At 68.5% G+C, this 15,594-nt stretch carries 14 protein-coding genes; 6 read left to right on the plus strand and 8 right to left on the minus strand.

Features of this window, described 5'->3' with window-relative positions:
* Positions 1-97 precede the first annotated feature (97 nt).
* Together KTN05_RS10760 and KTN05_RS10765 are read right to left on the minus strand one after the other, a co-directional pair.
* A complete protein-coding gene (locus KTN05_RS10760) occupies positions 98-814 on the minus strand; it encodes a DUF6497 family protein (RefSeq protein ID WP_217329407.1) in 717 nt (238 codons plus the stop codon).
* Positions 811-2,343 carry an acyl-CoA carboxylase subunit beta gene (locus KTN05_RS10765; protein ID WP_217329408.1) on the minus strand — a complete coding sequence of 511 codons (1,533 nt, stop codon included), beginning with the start codon at positions 2,341-2,343 and terminating at the stop codon, positions 811-813. The genes KTN05_RS10760 and KTN05_RS10765 overlap by 4 nt, the downstream gene beginning before the upstream one ends.
* Positions 2,344-2,506: 163 nt before the next feature.
* Between KTN05_RS10765 and alr the strand changes: the two genes are divergently transcribed.
* The 4 genes from alr to KTN05_RS10785 all read left to right on the plus strand — a co-directional run bounded on the left by alr (position 2,507) and on the right by KTN05_RS10785 (position 6,201).
* Positions 2,507-3,541, plus strand: coding sequence for an alanine racemase (gene alr, locus KTN05_RS10770; RefSeq protein WP_217329409.1), 1,035 nt, complete (start codon positions 2,507-2,509; stop codon positions 3,539-3,541).
* Between the two features lie 119 nt (positions 3,542-3,660).
* The gene (locus KTN05_RS10775) at positions 3,661-4,755 is read left to right on the plus strand and encodes a PhoH family protein (RefSeq protein WP_217329410.1); all 1,095 of its coding nucleotides are present in this window, start codon (positions 3,661-3,663) and stop codon (positions 4,753-4,755) included.
* Positions 4,752-5,261, plus strand: a complete 510-nt coding sequence (gene ybeY / locus KTN05_RS10780) for an rRNA maturation RNase YbeY (RefSeq protein ID WP_217329411.1) — start codon at positions 4,752-4,754, stop codon at positions 5,259-5,261. The genes KTN05_RS10775 and ybeY overlap by 4 nt, the downstream gene beginning before the upstream one ends.
* A 10-nt stretch (positions 5,262-5,271) precedes the next feature.
* A complete protein-coding gene (locus tag KTN05_RS10785; protein WP_217329412.1) occupies positions 5,272-6,201 on the plus strand; it encodes a hemolysin family protein in 930 nt (309 codons plus the stop codon).
* A gap of 29 nt (positions 6,202-6,230) precedes the next feature.
* Here the strand turns inward: KTN05_RS10785 and KTN05_RS10790 are convergent, their stop codons facing one another.
* The 5 genes from KTN05_RS10790 to KTN05_RS10810 form a co-directional block, all read right to left on the minus strand.
* Positions 6,231-6,695, minus strand: coding sequence for a GNAT family N-acetyltransferase (locus tag KTN05_RS10790; protein WP_371823337.1), 465 nt, complete (start codon positions 6,693-6,695; stop codon positions 6,231-6,233).
* Entirely contained in the window at positions 6,692-7,495 is an 804-nt protein-coding gene (locus KTN05_RS10795) for a DUF72 domain-containing protein (protein WP_217329413.1), read from the minus strand. Before KTN05_RS10795 ends, KTN05_RS10790 begins: the two co-directional genes overlap by 4 nt.
* Before the next feature lie 42 nt (positions 7,496-7,537).
* Positions 7,538-7,861 (minus strand): putative quinol monooxygenase, encoded by a 324-nt coding sequence (locus KTN05_RS10800; RefSeq protein WP_371823338.1) that lies wholly within the window; start codon positions 7,859-7,861, stop codon positions 7,538-7,540.
* A complete protein-coding gene (gene guaA / locus KTN05_RS10805; RefSeq protein ID WP_217329415.1) occupies positions 7,858-9,417 on the minus strand; it encodes a glutamine-hydrolyzing GMP synthase in 1,560 nt (519 codons plus the stop codon). The genes KTN05_RS10800 and guaA overlap by 4 nt, the downstream gene beginning before the upstream one ends.
* Positions 9,418-9,524: 107 nt before the next feature.
* Positions 9,525-10,175 carry a thiamine phosphate synthase gene (locus KTN05_RS10810; protein ID WP_254368134.1) on the minus strand — a complete coding sequence of 217 codons (651 nt, stop codon included), beginning with the start codon at positions 10,173-10,175 and terminating at the stop codon, positions 9,525-9,527.
* Between the two features lie 177 nt (positions 10,176-10,352).
* Between KTN05_RS10810 and KTN05_RS10815 the strand changes: the two genes are divergently transcribed.
* Positions 10,353-12,647, plus strand: coding sequence for a glycosyl hydrolase family 28-related protein (locus KTN05_RS10815; protein ID WP_217329416.1), 2,295 nt, complete (start codon positions 10,353-10,355; stop codon positions 12,645-12,647).
* 62 nt (positions 12,648-12,709) lie between these two features.
* Here the strand turns inward: KTN05_RS10815 and KTN05_RS10820 are convergent, their stop codons facing one another.
* Complete coding sequence (locus KTN05_RS10820) at positions 12,710-13,189, minus strand: HugZ family protein (RefSeq protein ID WP_217329417.1); 480 nt, start codon at positions 13,187-13,189, stop codon at positions 12,710-12,712.
* A 208-nt stretch (positions 13,190-13,397) separates the two neighbouring features.
* On the opposite strand from KTN05_RS10820, the gene acs reads away from it, so the two are divergent.
* Entirely contained in the window at positions 13,398-15,353 is a 1,956-nt protein-coding gene (acs, locus tag KTN05_RS10825; RefSeq protein ID WP_217329418.1) for an acetate--CoA ligase, read from the plus strand.
* Positions 15,354-15,594 lie beyond the last annotated feature (241 nt).

Here is a 15,594-nt window from a genome sequence, read left to right on the forward strand (position 1 = left end):
GCCGCGTCACGGGGCCGGGCCACCGCGTTGATGCCGCGGCGATGCGGATGTGGCAGGACTGCATCACAGGCGGCGTGAAAACGGCGGATATGCGGCATCACCAGGGCTCCCACAGGCAGGCGTCGCGGTCGGGAGGGATGCGGAACCCCTCGAACAGCTGGGCGATTCCCGGATCGAAGGTGCCGAACTCGCTTTCCGCCGAGGCGAGCGAGATGACGACCTGGCGCGGGCGCTCGGGCAGTTCCTTGATGCGGGGCAGGGCGACGTTCTCGCAGAGCCAGACCACATCCGCGTGGTTGGGGTCCTGCATGAGGATGTCCGGCGCGGCGGGGACCGGGATGTCGCCGCCATCCGTGCCCTCCATGCCCTGCATCGGCGCCACCGGCAGGTCGAACGCCTCTTCGGGGATCATCTCGCCGCTGCCGGCGATGATGCCGGCGATTTCGTCGGCGGGGGCCGTCTCGCCGCTCAGATCCAGGGCCGGGGTGTCCGGCGGCAGCACCTCGAAAACCGGCGCTCCCTCGTCCGAGGGGGTGCCGGTCAGCGAGCCGTCGTTGAGCGCCGCCATGTCCTCGTCGCTGAGGGGTTCGGCCTCGTAGTCCTGCTGCGCGTAAAGCTCGGCCGGCGGGACCTGATCCGCCAGTGCCGGCATGACGAAGCGGAACCGCGCGACCAGTCCGACGCCGGTCACGCGGTCGGTCAGCACCTCCTGCAACCAGACCTGCGCGCCTGACGGCACCGCCACCGGCACGAGCGTGTCGGCGCTTGCCGCGAGCGCGGCGGTGAACAGCAGGAGGTCGGGCGCGTGGATCACAGCGGGATGTTGTCGTGCTTCTTCCAGGGGTTGGTCAGTTGCTTGCCGCGCAGGCTGGCGAGGGCGCGGGCGACGCGGCGGCGGGTCGAGCGGGGCTGGATCACCTCGTCGATGAAACCTTTTTCGGCGGCGACGAAGGGGTTGGCGAAGCGGTCCTCATAATCCCTGGTCCGCGCCGCGATCTTCTCGGGGTCGCCCAGCTCGCTGCGGTAAAGGATCTCGACCGCGCCCTTGGCGCCCATCACCGCGATCTCGGCGGTGGGCCAGGCATAGTTGAAATCGCCGCGCAGGTGCTTCGACGACATGACGTCATAAGCTCCGCCATAGGCCTTGCGGGTGATGACCGTGACCTTCGGCACCGTCGCCTCGCCATAGGCGAAGAGCAGCTTGGCGCCGTGCTTGATGACGCCGCCATATTCCTGCGTGGTGCCGGGCAGGAAGCCGGGCACGTCCACCAGCGTCAGGATCGGGATGTTGAAGGCGTCGCAGAACCGCACGAACCGCGCGGCCTTGCGGCTGGAATCGATGTCCAGCACCCCGGCCAGCACCATCGGCTGGTTGGCGACGACGCCGACCGTCTGCCCCTCGATGCGGATGAAGCCGGTGATGATGTTGCCCGCGAAGTCGCGCTGGATCTCGTAGAAGTCGCCCTCATCCGCGACTTTCAGGATCAGCTCCTTCATGTCGTAGGGCTGGTTCGGGTTGTCGGGGATCAGCGTGTCGAGCGACTCCTCGATCCGCAGCGGATCGTCGAAGAACGGCCGCGTCGGCGCCTTGTCGCGGTTGGACAGCGGCAGGAAGTCGAACAGCCGCCGCATCTCGGTCATCATCTCGACGTCGTTGTCGAAGGCGCCGTCCGCGACCGAGGACTTCCTGGTGTGAGTCGAAGCCCCGCCCAACTGCTCGGCCGTCACGACCTCGTTCGTCACCGTCTTCACGACGTCCGGGCCGGTCACGAACATGTAGGAGGTGTCGCGGACCATGAAGATGAAATCGGTCATGGCGGGCGAATAGACCGCCCCGCCCGCGCAGGGCCCCATGATGAGCGAGATCTGCGGGATCACGCCCGAGGCCATCACGTTGCGCTGGAACACGTCGGCATAGCCTGCCAGCGACGCCACGCCTTCCTGAATGCGGGCCCCGCCGGAATCGTTGATGCCGATCACAGGCGCGCCGTTCTGCATCGCCATGTCCATGATCTTGCAGATTTTCTGCGCGTGGGTTTCCGACAGCGAGCCGCCGAACACGGTGAAGTCCTGCGAAAACACATAGACCATGCGGCCGTTGATCGTGCCCCAGCCGGTCACGACGCCGTCGCCATAGGGGCGGTCCGCCTCGATCCCGAAATCGGTCGAGCGGTGGCGCACGAACATGTCGAACTCCTCGAAGCTGCCCTCGTCCAGCAGCAGCTCGATCCGTTCGCGGGCGGTCAGCTTGCCGCGGGCGTGCTGGGCGTCGATGCGCCGCTGGCCGCCGCCGAGCTTGGCTTCGGCCCTGCGCTGGTCGAGCTCTTCCAGGATGTCCTTCATCGCGTCCCCCACTGTTGCTTGCCGCGCAACCTACTTGCTGCAGCGCGGCGCGCAATAAACAAACCGTAGCGTCGCCCGCCCGGCAAATAATCCAACTCTGGCCATGCCGGCAAGGTGCGCCGCAACCTTGACGAAAACGGCGGGCGGGTTCATGCCCCTTTGCATGGGACTCCAGATCAGCCTTTCCGCCATCACCGACAACTGGCGCAGCCTCGCCGCGCTGGCCCCGGACGCCCGGCCCGGCGCCGTGGTCAAGGCCGATGCCTATGGCCTTGGCGCCGCGCAGATCGCGCCCGCGCTTTATGCCGCGGGGGCGCGGGATTTCTTCGTGGCGCTGGCCGGCGAGGGGCGGGCGATCCGGCCCCTGTTGGGCGACGACGCCCGGATATTCGTGCTGTCGGGGCCGCTGCCGGGGAACGACCTGACCGGCCTCATTCCGGTGCTGAACAGCGCCGAGCAGTTCTTCCGCGACCGTGTGACCCGGCCGAAGGGGGCCTTTGCCATCCAGCTCGACACCGGCATGAACCGTTTGGGGATGGAGCGGGCCGAATGGGCCGCCGTCCGGTCCGAGGCGCTGTCGGCCGTCACCGAAGCGGGCGAGGGGCCCGCGCTGGTGATGTCCCATCTCGCCAATGCGGACGAGCCGGAGCATCCCTCGAACGCCGCGCAACTGGCCGAGTTCCGGGCGATGACCGAAGGTGTCAGCGCCCCGCGCAGCCTCGCGGCCACGGGCGGCATCCTGCTGGGCGCCGACTACCATTTCGATCTGATCCGTCCCGGCATCGGGCTTTACGGCGGGCTGCCCTTTGCCGAGGCGCGGGCGGCCGTGCGACTGTCGCTGCCGGTGATCCAGACGCGGACGGTCGCGGCCGGCGAATCCGTGGGCTACGGTTTCCACTGGACGGCCGAGCGCCCGAGCCGCGTGGCCACGGTCGCCGCCGGATATGCCGACGGCATCCTGCGGGCGCTGTCGGGGAAGGCGCTGCGGCTCTGGGCGGGCGAGCGGGCCTGCCCGGTGATCGGGCGTGTTTCCATGGATCTGCTGACTGTGGACGTGACCGATCTGCCCGATATCCCCAAGTCCCTGACGCTGCTGGACGAGCGGCAGGGCGTGGACGCCGTGGCGGAGCTTGCGGGGACGATCGGCTACGAGATCCTGACCTCGCTCGGCCCGCGCTATCCGCGCGAGTGGGTCTGAACGGACGCTACGGCGGAGCTTTCGCCGATCGCCCGCAGCTTGCCCTTGCGCCGGCCCGCCCGGCTTGCGACCATGAAGGCAGCTATGCTGCCGCCACTCCTGTTTGATGAGGATCGCTCTTGGGTCTTGCCCCGACCAATCCAGCCGCCACCGAAACGCTGATCGAATTTCCCGACAACAGGCTGCTGATCGACCTGTGCGGCCCGCATGACCGGCATCTGGCCCGGATCGAGCAGGCGCTCGGCGTGCATATCCTGCGCCGCGGCAACCTGCTGGAACTGGTCGGCCCCGCCGCATCGCAGGCCGAGGCCGCGCAGGTGCTGCGCGCGCTTTACGCCCGGCTGGAACAGGGCCGCGCGGTCGAGGCGGCGGATGTCGAGGCCGCCCTGCGGATGGAGACGGGGGGCGACACGCCGGCCCTGACCCCCGCCGAGCAGCTGGAGATGTTCGCCCACGGCCCGATCGAGCTGCGCACCCGCAAGAAGGTCGTCGAGCCGCGCACCGACGCGCAGAAGGATTACGTCCGGGCGCTGTTCGGCAACGAGCTGGCCTTCGGGATCGGCCCGGCGGGCACCGGCAAGACCTATCTCGCCGTCGCCGTGGGCGTCACCATGCTGATGGGCGGGCAGGTGGACCGGATCGTCCTGTCGCGCCCCGCGGTCGAGGCGGGTGAGCGGCTGGGCTTCCTGCCCGGCGACATGAAGGAGAAGGTCGATCCCTACATGCAGCCGCTCTACGACGCGCTGAACGATTTCCTGCCGGCCAAGCAGATGCAGAAGTTGATGGAGGAGAAGCGCATCGAGATCGCGCCGCTGGCCTTCATGCGCGGGCGCACGCTGGCCAGCAGCTTCGTGGTGCTGGACGAGGCGCAGAACGCGACCTCCATGCAGATGAAGATGTTCCTGACCCGCCTGGGCGAGGGCTCGCGCATGGTCATCACCGGCGACCGGACTCAGGTGGACCTGCCGCGCGGCGTCGCCTCGGGGCTGTCGGACGCCGAGCGCATCCTGAAGGGCGTGCCGGGAATCTCCTTCAGCTATTTCACCGCCAAGGACGTGGTCCGCCATCCGCTCGTCGCCCGCGTGATCCAGGCCTATGACGCCGACGACGAAGCCGCGCGGGCGCGGGGCGAGCCGTCCGATTCGCGCGGGCAATACCCGTCGCGCCGAAATCCGTTCGCCGGCGGCGTCCGGGAAGGCGGGGGCGAGGCATGAACGGCCCCGAACCCCAGCCCCCCGTCGATATCGTCATCGAGGACGAGCGATGGATCGACGCAAAGCTTGAGGAGCTGGCGATCCGGGCCGTCTCGGCCACGGCACATTATCTGGGGATGGATCATGTCGAGGTCGTCGTTCTCGGCTGCGACGACGATCGGATCGCGGGGCTGAACGAGCATTTCCGCGGCAAGCCCAAACCGACCAACGTGCTGAGCTGGCCCACGGTCCAGGCGGCGGCCCGCGAACCCGGCGCCCGCCCGCACCCGCCCGCCGACCCCGAAGGACCGGTCGAGCTGGGCGACATCGCCATCAGCTTCGACACCTGCCAGCGCGAAGCGGAACAGCAGCGCAAGCCGATGGCCGATCACGTGGTCCATCTGCTGGTCCACGCGACCCTGCACCTGATCGGCTACGACCACGAAATCGACGCGGATGCCGAAACCATGGAACAATCCGAGCGTTCCATCCTCGCGCATCTGGGTATTCCCGATCCTTATCAGTAAGACTGGACCGATGAACGAACCCCGAAGTCCCGCCTCCCCCCCTCATGACGAGCCGGCCGAATGGTCCGGCGAAACGGGGGACGAGGAGCCCGAGCCACCTGAACCACGAGGATTTCTGGGCCGCATCCTCGATCGGCTGACGCCTTCGGGCGATTCCGACGACGGGCCCGGCTCGATGATGGAGGCGGCGGTGGCCGGCACCGCGCCCAGCATCCTGAACCTGCGCCGCAAGTCGGTGGATGATGTGGCGGTGACGCGGGCGGATATCGTGGCCGTTCCCGTCACCATAGGCCTGCCGGAACTGGTCGAGGAGTTCCGCGAACACGGCTATTCCCGCGTTCCGGTCTATCGCGGCGATCTGGACCAGCCGCTGGGGCTGATCCACCTCAAGGATCTCGCGCTCAAGCACGGATTCGGCGCACGGACCCCTGCGACCCGCTTTGCGGTGCGGCCGCTGCTGCGCCCGCTGCTCTATGTTCCGGGCACGATGCCGATCGGCGCGCTGCTTCAGCAGATGCAGCAGAAGCGCATCCACATGGCGCTGGTGATCGACGAATATGGCGGCGTGGACGGGCTGGTCACGATCGAGGACCTGATCGAGCAGGTCATCGGTCAGATCGAGGACGAGCACGACGACAGCGACGACGCGATGTGGGTTCAGGAAGGCCCCGGCCAATGGATGATCCTCGCCCGCGCCCCGCTGGAGGATGTCGAGCGCGAAGCCGGCATCCGCCTCGCCGAGGGCGAGTATGAGGAAGAGATCGACACCCTCGGCGGGCTGATCTTCATGCTGGCCGGACGGGTGCCGGCGCAGGGCACAGTGATCGTCCATGACAGCGGCGCCGAGTTCGAGATCGTGGACGCCGACGCCCGCCGCATCAAGCGCGTGCGGCTGCGGGTGCCGCAGACGCAGCCGGGCGAACCGGTCGATCCGCGCTGACGTTAGGGGCCGAGGTTCGTGGCTGACGCTCAGGACAGGGCGGCGAAGGCGGGCGCATGGGCGATGCGGGCGCGTTCGGGCAGATGCGGCCCGCGCGCCTGAAGGTAAGGCCCGGCATAGGGGCTGTCCCACCCCACGGGAACGAACCCGAAGCGGCTGTAATAGGCCGGATCGCCCAGAACGACGAGCGTGTGGCCCGGCCGCGCGGCAATGGCGGCCCGGACCAGCGCCGAGCCGATTCCCTGCCTCTGCCGCTCGGGGCTGACCGCAAGCGGCGCCAGCGCGAGGGCGGGGAAGGGCGCGTCGAGCGGCGACAGGGCGAGATGACCGGCGATCCTGCCGTTGTCCTCGGCCACAAGCGACAGATCCAGGTCGCCGTCGTGGCGCAAGGCATCGACGAGAGCCGCTTCGGCGGGACCGTCGAAGGCCGCGCGCAGAAGCTGCGCGACGACGGCGCGATCCTCGGATCGTTCGGGCCGGATCGGCACATTCACGACTCGAGCCGCGCCATCAATGCTTTTGCGGCGGCGGGGTTCATCACCTTGTAGCCCGAGATGACGAACAGGAACACGTCCCGCGCGCGGCCGTCGCCCAGCGGCCGGGTGATCGCCGGCAGGTCGCCCGGCTGCCTGCCGCCTGCCAGAACCCGCGCCCGCCCGGCCCAGCGATCCAGATCAGCCGGGGCGTAGCCGGCTTCCGGTCCTTCCGCCGTGCCCATGATCCGCAGATAGCTGAAGTCGGCGGTCTGGTCCGCGATCAGCGGATGCTCGCTGTCGCCCGCCAGGACGATGGCGACGTTGCGGGCGCGGCAGGCGTCAACGGCCTCGGCGCAGGCGAAGGAGGGGTGGCGGAGCTCGACCGCGTGGCGCAGCGGCAGGTCGCCCGCGCGGGCGGGCAGCAGGTCGAGGAAGGCGGCGAAGTCCTCGGGGTCGTATTTCTTCGTCGGCGCGAGCTGCCACAGGATCGGCCCCAGCCTGTCCCCCAGCCGCTCAAGCCCGCTCTCGGCAAAGCGGGAGATCGATTCGCCCGCCTCCGCCAGAACCCGTTTCTGCACCGCATAGCGCGGCGCCTTGACGGCGAAGACGAAGCCTTCCGGCGCTGCGTCGTGCCAGTTCTGGAACGTCTCGGGCTTCTGGGTGCGGTAAAAGGTGCCATTGATCTCGATGGCGTCAAGCTGGTTCGCCGCGTAGGACAGCTGGTCCTTCTTGCGCAGCCCGGCGGGATAGAAGCTTTCGTCCCACGGCTCATAGGTCCAGCCGCCGACGCCGACGCGGATTCTTGGGACTTGGGGCACGGCGGTCTCTCCTTCGGTGGCATGGGGGACGCCGTCTCGCGGTCAATCGACGCCCTGCCGGACGAAGTTCCGCCGCTCGATCCCCGCGGTCAATGGTCCCCAAACGCTCGCGCGGTTGCGCGCCTGATGGGCGCGGTAGGCGGCGAGGTCGGCAAAACGCTCGGCCACCCGGAATACCAGCGGATCCTCGGTCTGCCACAGGTCGAACTGAAGGCAGCCCGGCTCTGCCCGCGAAGCGTCCACGTGGTCCTGCGCATGGGCCAGAACCAGCGCAAGTTCGTCCGGGCCGGCGCAGACCAGTTCGCCGGTCAGCGACACCTGCCCCGGCTCACGCGCGGCGTGCGGATCGGCGGGGCGGTCGCTCACTCCCATTCGATCGTGCCCGGCGGTTTCGATGTGATGTCGTAGGTCACGCGGTTGATGCCCTTCACCTCGTTGATGATCCGCGTCGCGGTCTCGCCCAGGAACTGGTGGGTGAAGGGATAGTAATCCGCCGTCATCCCGTCGACCGAGGTCACGGCGCGAAGCGCGCAGGCGAAGTCATAGGTGCGGCCGTCGCCCATGACACCGACCGTGCGGACCGGCAGGATCGCAACGAAAGCCTGCCAGATCTCGTCGTAAAGCCCGTGCTTGCGGATCTGGTCGATATAGACCGCGTCGGCTTTCCGCAGAATCTCCAGTTTCTCGCGGGTGATTTCGCCGGGGCAGCGGATGGCGAGGCCGGGGCCGGGGAACGGGTGGCGGCCGATGAACTGCTCGGGCAGGCCGAGCTCGCGGCCGAGGGCGCGGACCTCGTCCTTGAACAGTTCGCGCAGCGGCTCGACCAGTTCCAGGCCCATCTTCTCGGGCAGGCCGCCGACATTGTGGTGGCTCTTGATCGTGACCGAGGGGCCGCCGCTGAAGCTGACCGATTCGATCACGTCGGGGTAAAGCGTGCCCTGCGCAAGGAACTCGGCCCCGCCGATCTCGGCCGCGTGTTTCTGGAACACGTCGATGAACAGGCGGCCGATGGTCTTGCGCTTGACCTCGGGGTCGCTGACGCCGTCCAGCTCGCCCAGGAACAGCTCGGATTCGTCGGCGTGGATCAGCGGGATGTTGTAGTGGTCGCGGAACATGGTCAGGACCTCGTCGGCCTCGCCCTGCCGCAGCAGGCCGTGGTCCACGAAGACGCAGGTCAGCTGGTCGCCGATCGCCTCGTGGATCAGCACGGCGGCGACCGAGGAATCGACCCCGCCCGAGAGGCCGCAGATGACCTTGCCGTCGCCCACCTGCTCGCGGATGCGGCGGACTGCCTCGGCGCGATAGCCGGCCATGGTCCAGTCGCCGGTGAAGCCCGCAAGGCGGACGAAGTTCTCCAGCATGATCCGGCCGTTCGGGGTGTGATGCACCTCGGGGTGGAACTGCACGGCATAGAACCGGCGCGATTCGTCGGCGATCATGGCGTAGGGGGCGTTCGGGGACACCCCGATCACCTCGAAGCCCGGCGCGAGCGCGGTCACGCGGTCGCCGTGGCTCATCCAGACCTCCTCGCGCCCGTCCGAGAACAGGCCCGCGAAGATGCCGTCGCCCTTGTGGCCGGGTGCGGGGGCGATGAAGGCCCGGCCGTATTCGGCGTGGTGCCCGGCCTCCACCCTGCCGCCAAGTTGCTCCATCATCGCCTGCTGGCCGTAGCAGATGCCGAAGACCGGCACGCCAAGCTCGAACACCGCCTGCGGGACGCGGGGGCTGCCCTCGCGCGTGACGCTGTCTGGGCCGCCGGACAGGATCACTGCCTGCGGCGGATCGGCCCGAAGCGCTGCGTCGGTGACGGCCTGGTAGGGCATGATTTCGCAGAAGACGTTCAGCTCGCGCAGGCGGCGCGCGATCAGCTGCGTCACCTGGCTGCCGAAGTCGATGATGAGAAGGCGCTGATGCTGGGTCATACCCGCGCTTTAGGGCGGCGCGCGGCCCGCGACAAGACTGCGATCGGGCGGCCCCAAATATCCCGGGGGTGAATGGCGCGGCACGCGCCAGAGGGGGCAGCGCCCCCTTACTTCGGCCACAGCGCCGCAAGCGCCGCTGCGGGGTCGTCGGCGGACCAGATCTCGGGCCCGATGGCGATGAAATCCGCGAGCGGCCACAAGGCGCGGATCAGACCCGCGTCCAGCGCGCCCTCGGCCACCACGGGCACCTCGATCATCTCGGACCACCATTGGAACAGGTCCAGGGGCGCCGGCTCGCCATGCCCCAGCGCGGTCGGCCCGCACGGCCCGAAGGCGACGTAATCGGCCCCGGTCTCGCCCGCGTTCAGCCCGTCATGGCGCGAGGCGCCGCAGAAGACGCCCACGATGGCATCCGCGCCCAGTTCCTTGCGGGCGTAGCGCACCGCGCGCGGGCCGTCGGTCAGGTGGACCCCGTCCAGCCCGTGCCGCTGCGCCAGCGCGACGTGATTGTCGATCACCACGGCCACGTCCCGCGCGTGGGCGATGTCGCGGGCAAGGTCGGCCATGCGGCCCAGTTCGGATTCGTCCCCCGCGCCGGGCAGGCGCAGGCAGGCGACCGGATGGGCGTCCAGCACCGCCGAAAGCCGCGGCGCCAGTTCCGAGGCCAGGGCCAGCGCGGGCGCGATCAGGTAAAGCTGCGGCGCGTCGGGCCCCATTTGTTCGGGCCCCGTTTGTTCGGGCGCGGTCTGGTCGGTCATGGCGGTCCCCTTCGTGATCGGATGCAGATAACCCAGTGCCGCGCGTCTTGAAAGCCGTTGCGCGGGCGGCCGTTGCGGCGGGCGGAAGGTTAACGCGCCGTTAACGCGGCATTGCGACCTTGCGCCTCATATCCGCGCAGGGTCCGCCCCCGCGCTTGGCAATCGGGGAGACCACGCATGAACATCGCCATCACCGCCGGGCTGCAACTGAACCCTCCGGGTTTCGGGGCGGGGCTGGCCGCCTGGTCGCGCGAGAACGGCCGTTCGGGCGAGGCGACATGGGCGGGCGCGCCCAACGCCGCCATCGTGCCCGCAGATCAGGATTTCGGCAGTTGCATGGAGATCGTGAAGCTCGACGACGTGACGCGGCTGCGTTTCACCGGGGAAACCCCGATCCTGCCGGGAACGTATCTGCGGGTCTCGGCGCGGGTGAAGGCGGTCGCGGGGAACCTGCCGCAGGTCCGCATCGCGGCCTGGGCGGGCACCGCGCAGCGGACGCAGGTGCCCGGCGTGGTGCAGGCCGGACCGGCGACGGCGCTGCGGGGTTATGGCGAGATCGTCGAGGTTTCGGCCATCGTCGGCACCGGCCAGCGCGGCGGGGTGACGATGCCGTGGGGCATCTCGGCCGCCTTCGGCCATTTCGGGCTGGACCTGATCGGCGTCAACGGCGGCGCCGTGCGGATCGAGAGCATCCGCATCGAGGACGTGACGGGCGCCTTCCTGCCCACGGGCATCGATTGGGTGGACGTGCGCGACTTCGGGGCGGTGGGCGACGGGATCGCGAACGACCGCGCCGCCTTCCTCGCGGCCGACGCCGCCGCGAATGGCGGCGAGATTCTGGTGCCCGAGGGGACCTATTACCTCGCCACCGACACCGCGCTGAAGGCGCCGGTGCGGTTCAAGGGCAGGCTGGCGATGCCGCGGACGGCGCGGCTGTCGCTGCAGGGCCGGTTCGACCTGCCGACCTATGCCGACGCCTTCGGCGACGAGACAGAGGGGCTGAAGCGCGCATTGCAGGCCCTGTTCGGCTATACCGATCACGTCGCGCTGGATCTTTGCGGCCGCCGCGTGGACCTGACCGAGCCGCTGGACGTCGCCGCCGCCTGTCCGGGCCTCGCCTCGTTCTCCAACCGCCGGGTCATCACCAACGGGCAGATCGCCTCGGTTCCCGGTCCGGCCTGGAATCCGGCGACGGTCGCATCGGCCGGCACTTACGACCCCGCCCGTCCCGAGGAGCTGCGCGCCGTGGCGCAGGTCGCGCAGATCGCCATCGGCTCGCGCGTCAGCGGCCCCGGCGTGGGGCGCGAGGTCTATGTGCGCGACCGCAACGTCGCCACCGGCACGCTGACGCTGTCGCAGCCGCTTTACGGCGGGGCGGGAACGCGCAGCTACAGCTTCGTGCGTGATCGCTACGCGCTGGATTTCTCCGGCGTGGCGCAGGTGGACCGGCTGACCTTCGCGGATATCGAGTTCCTGCTGGACGGGGTCGGCAACGCCGTCATGCTGCCCGCGGCGGGCCAGCTCTTCACCTTCCGCGACTGCTTCTTCACCCGGCCGCAGACCCGCGCCATCACCTCGATCGGGCGGGCCTGTCAGGACATGGTGGTCGAGCAATGCCAATTCCTGTCGGACGAGATGGGGGATCTGGCGCAGAACCGCAGCAGCGTCGCCATCAACGTCAACGCCAATGACTGCAAGATCCGCAACAGCCGCTTCGTGCGATTCGGGCATTTCATGGTGGCGAACGGCAACGGCCACATGATTTCCGGCAACCACTGGTTCCAAGGAGACAACGCGGCGCAAGGCGTGCGCTTTGCCGGGTTGGTGCTGACCGCGCCCAACCTGCAGGTCAACGTCACCGGCAACTACATCGACAACGCCAGCATCGAATGGACCAACGAGCACAGCCCCAACCCGAATTACAGCCCCTCGATCTACAGCTTCGGGGGGCTGACGATCACCGGGAACACCTTCCTCTGCTCGCAGGTGGTGCCGGGATTTTCGTGGCTGGTCATCAAGCCCTTTGGCTCGGGCCAGTTCCTGCAGGGGCTGACGGTCATGGGGAACGTCTTCAAGTGCTCGGTCGGGCGGATCACGCGGGTTGACCGGGTGGATACGTCGATTGCCGATCTCAACCACGCCGGGGCGCGGAATGTCGTGTTCTCGGGGAACAGCTTCACCGGCGTCGATACCTTTGTCGCCAACCCGGTGACGATCACGCACAACCAGAACACTGCGAGCGCGAAGTGGCTGGTGAACGCGGGCGCCGCGCTGCCGTTCAACGGCTATGCGCTGAAGGTGGATTCGGTCACGGCCGAAAGCGCGGTGAAGGTCGCGGGCGGGGCCTGGGTCAGCGGTCTGCCCTTCGTCTCTGCGCGCGAGGGCGCGGCCCAGGCGATGATCGGGCTGAACTGGCCGTCGGCGGTGACGGGCAAGGTCGCGGTGCAGGTGCGGATGGACAACCCGGCGTAACGCGCCGGCAGCAGGCAGGCAGGCGTCCCGCCGGTGAACTCCGGCGGGGCTTTTCCCGCGTCTTATCGTCGCATCAGCTCTGCCGCGGTCAGGCGGTAGGCGCGGCCGAAGCCCGCGTTCAGCAGGCCCGAGCGCGGCTCCAGACGCCAGAACCGGAAGTCTGGCAAGTCGAGATAGACGGCCGATTTCGGGTCGCGTTCGCGCCAGCGTACGCGCCGCGCCTCATCGCCCGGCGGCAGCATGCGCGCCACCACCTGAAGCGACAGCCGGGGCCGCGTCAGAGGGCTGCCCTTGGCCGCCGCGTCCGGTTCGGACAGCAGCAGCCCTGCGCGAGGATCGGCCGCCAGGGCACGGCTATGCGCGGCCAATCCTGACAGCAGGGCCAGCGGCGCGCCATCTTCGTCCGTCTGCAATCCGATGCGGCTGAGATGGGGAAAGCCCTCGCCGTCCAGCGTGCCGAGCACGGCGTGGCGCGCACCGTCCAGCAGCGCGCGGGCGAGCGCGATGGCAGCGTCGTCGGTGGGGCGGATGGGGTCGATCATCGGCCGATCCTCGCCCGAAAAGGGCCCATCCGGCAAGTCTGCCGCCGAAAGCCATGCATCACCTGCAACACCTGAGCCGGCGCCGATCAAAGACGCTTTACCGGATGTGACCGGTAGTCATAATCTGGCCGTGATGGGTGCCGTTCGTCGCACCGCCCGTCAGGGCCCGGTCGATTGCCGCGCCCCGCGCTTGGAGGGGGAAATTTTCATGTCGCAAGCTGCTGTTGCCAAACACCCGATTCCGCCCGGATTCGAGAAAGCCCACGTCACGCCGGAGAGCTATCGCAGTCTCTATGCGGAATCGATCGACGACCCCGAGACGTTCTGGGGGCGCGAGGGCAAGCGGCTCGACTGGATCAAGCCCTATACGCGGGTGAAGGACACCGACTTCACGCTGGGCCAGGTCTCGATCAAGTGGTTCGAGGACGGGGTGCTTAACGCCTCGGTCAACTGCATCGACCGCCATCTCGAAAAGCGGGGCGAACAGACCGCCATCATCTGGGAACCCGACGACCCCGATACGCCCGCCCGCCACATCACCTTCCGCGAGTTGTCGGAAAAGGTGAACCGGATGGCGAACGTCCTGTTGAGCCAGGGGGTGATGCGCGGCGACCGGGTGGTGATCTATCTGCCGATGATCCCCGAGGCGGCCTACGCGATGCTCGCCTGCGCGCGGATCGGGGCGATCCACTCGGTCGTCTTCGCGGGTTTCTCGCCCGACGCGCTGGCGAACCGGGTCAACGACTGCGGCGCGAAGCTCGTCATCACCTCGGACACGGCGCCGCGGGGCGGCAAACGCACGGCGCTGAAGTCGAACGCCGACGCGGCGCTGCTGCATTGCTCGGACAAGGTGCGCTGCCTCGTCGTCAAGCACACCGGCGACCAGACGACCTGGATCAACGGGCGCGACGTGGACGTGCTGGCGCTGATGGAGCAGGTCAGCCCCGATTGCCCGCCCCGGCCGATGAACGCCGAAGACCCGCTGTTCATCCTGTATACCTCCGGCTCGACCGGGCGGCCGAAAGGGGTGGTGCATTCCACCGGCGGCTATCTCGCCTTTGCGGCGATGACGCAGGAGATGGTGTTCGATTGTCGGCCCGGCGACATCTTCTGGTGCACCGCCGATGTCGGCTGGGTCACGGGCCACAGCTATATCGTCTACGGACCGCTGGCGAACGGCGTCACCACGCTGATGTTCGAGGGCGTGCCCACCTATCCCGACGCCGGGCGGTTCTGGGAGACCGTGGACAAGCACAAGGTCACGCATTTCTACACCGCGCCGACGGCGATCCGCTCGCTCATCGGGCAGGGGGCCGAGTGGGTGGACAAATACGACCTGTCCAGCTTGCGGGTGCTCGGCTCGGTCGGCGAGCCGATCAACCCCGAGGCGTGGACGTGGTATGACAAGCATGTCGGTAAGGGCCGCTGCCCGATCGTCGATACCTGGTGGCAGACCGAGACCGGCGGCCACATGATCACCGCCCTTCCCGGCGCGATCGAGACGAAGCCCGGCGCCGCCACGCTGCCCTTCTTCGGCGTCTGCGCCGAGGTGCTGGACCCGACGGACGGGCATCAGCTCGACGGCAACGCGGTCGAGGGGGTGCTGGCGATCCGCGACAGCTGGCCGGGGCAGATGCGCACGCTCTGGGGCGATCACCAGCGCTTCGAGGAGGCGTATTTCCAGCAATATCCCGGCTATTACTTCAGCGGCGACGGCTGCCGCCGCGACGAGGACGGGTATTACTGGATCACCGGCCGCGTCGATGACGTCATCAACGTCAGCGGCCACCGGATGGGCACGGCCGAGATCGAATCGGCGCTGGTCGCCCACCCGAAGGTCGCCGAGGCGGCGGTGGTCGGCTATCCGCACGACCTGAAGGGGCAGGGCATCTATGCCTATGTCACCGTGATGAACGACGCCGAGCCTTCGGACGCTTTGCGCAAGGAGCTGGAGGCGTGGGTCCGGTCCGAGATCGGTCCGATCGCCAAGCCGGACCTGATCCAGTGGGCGCCGGGCCTACCCAAGACGCGCTCGGGCAAGATCATGCGCCGCATCCTGCGCAAGATCGCCGAGGACGATTACGGCAGCCTTGGCGACATCTCGACCCTGGCCGACCCGTCTGTGGTGGAGGACCTGATCGGGAACCGGATGAACCGCGACTGAGGCTGCGGCGCTGGTCCGGCGGACAAAAACGGTGCGGCGCGGTCAGCGCCGCATCGTGGGACAGGATTGGGGCTCGTCGGGGCGGACCGGCCCCGCGAGGTTCCGGGCCTGAATATCGGGCCGGGACGAACAATGGGCACCAGCGCAGCCTTTGGGTGAACGGCTCCGATCACAGCGCACATCGCACGGGCTATCCCGACCCGGCATAGCGACGGGATAGAAGCGGAACGCGGAAAAGCCG

The sequence above is a fragment of the Paracoccus sp. Z118 genome, assembly GCF_019061185.1.
In the GTDB taxonomy this organism is placed as follows: domain Bacteria; phylum Pseudomonadota; class Alphaproteobacteria; order Rhodobacterales; family Rhodobacteraceae; genus Paracoccus.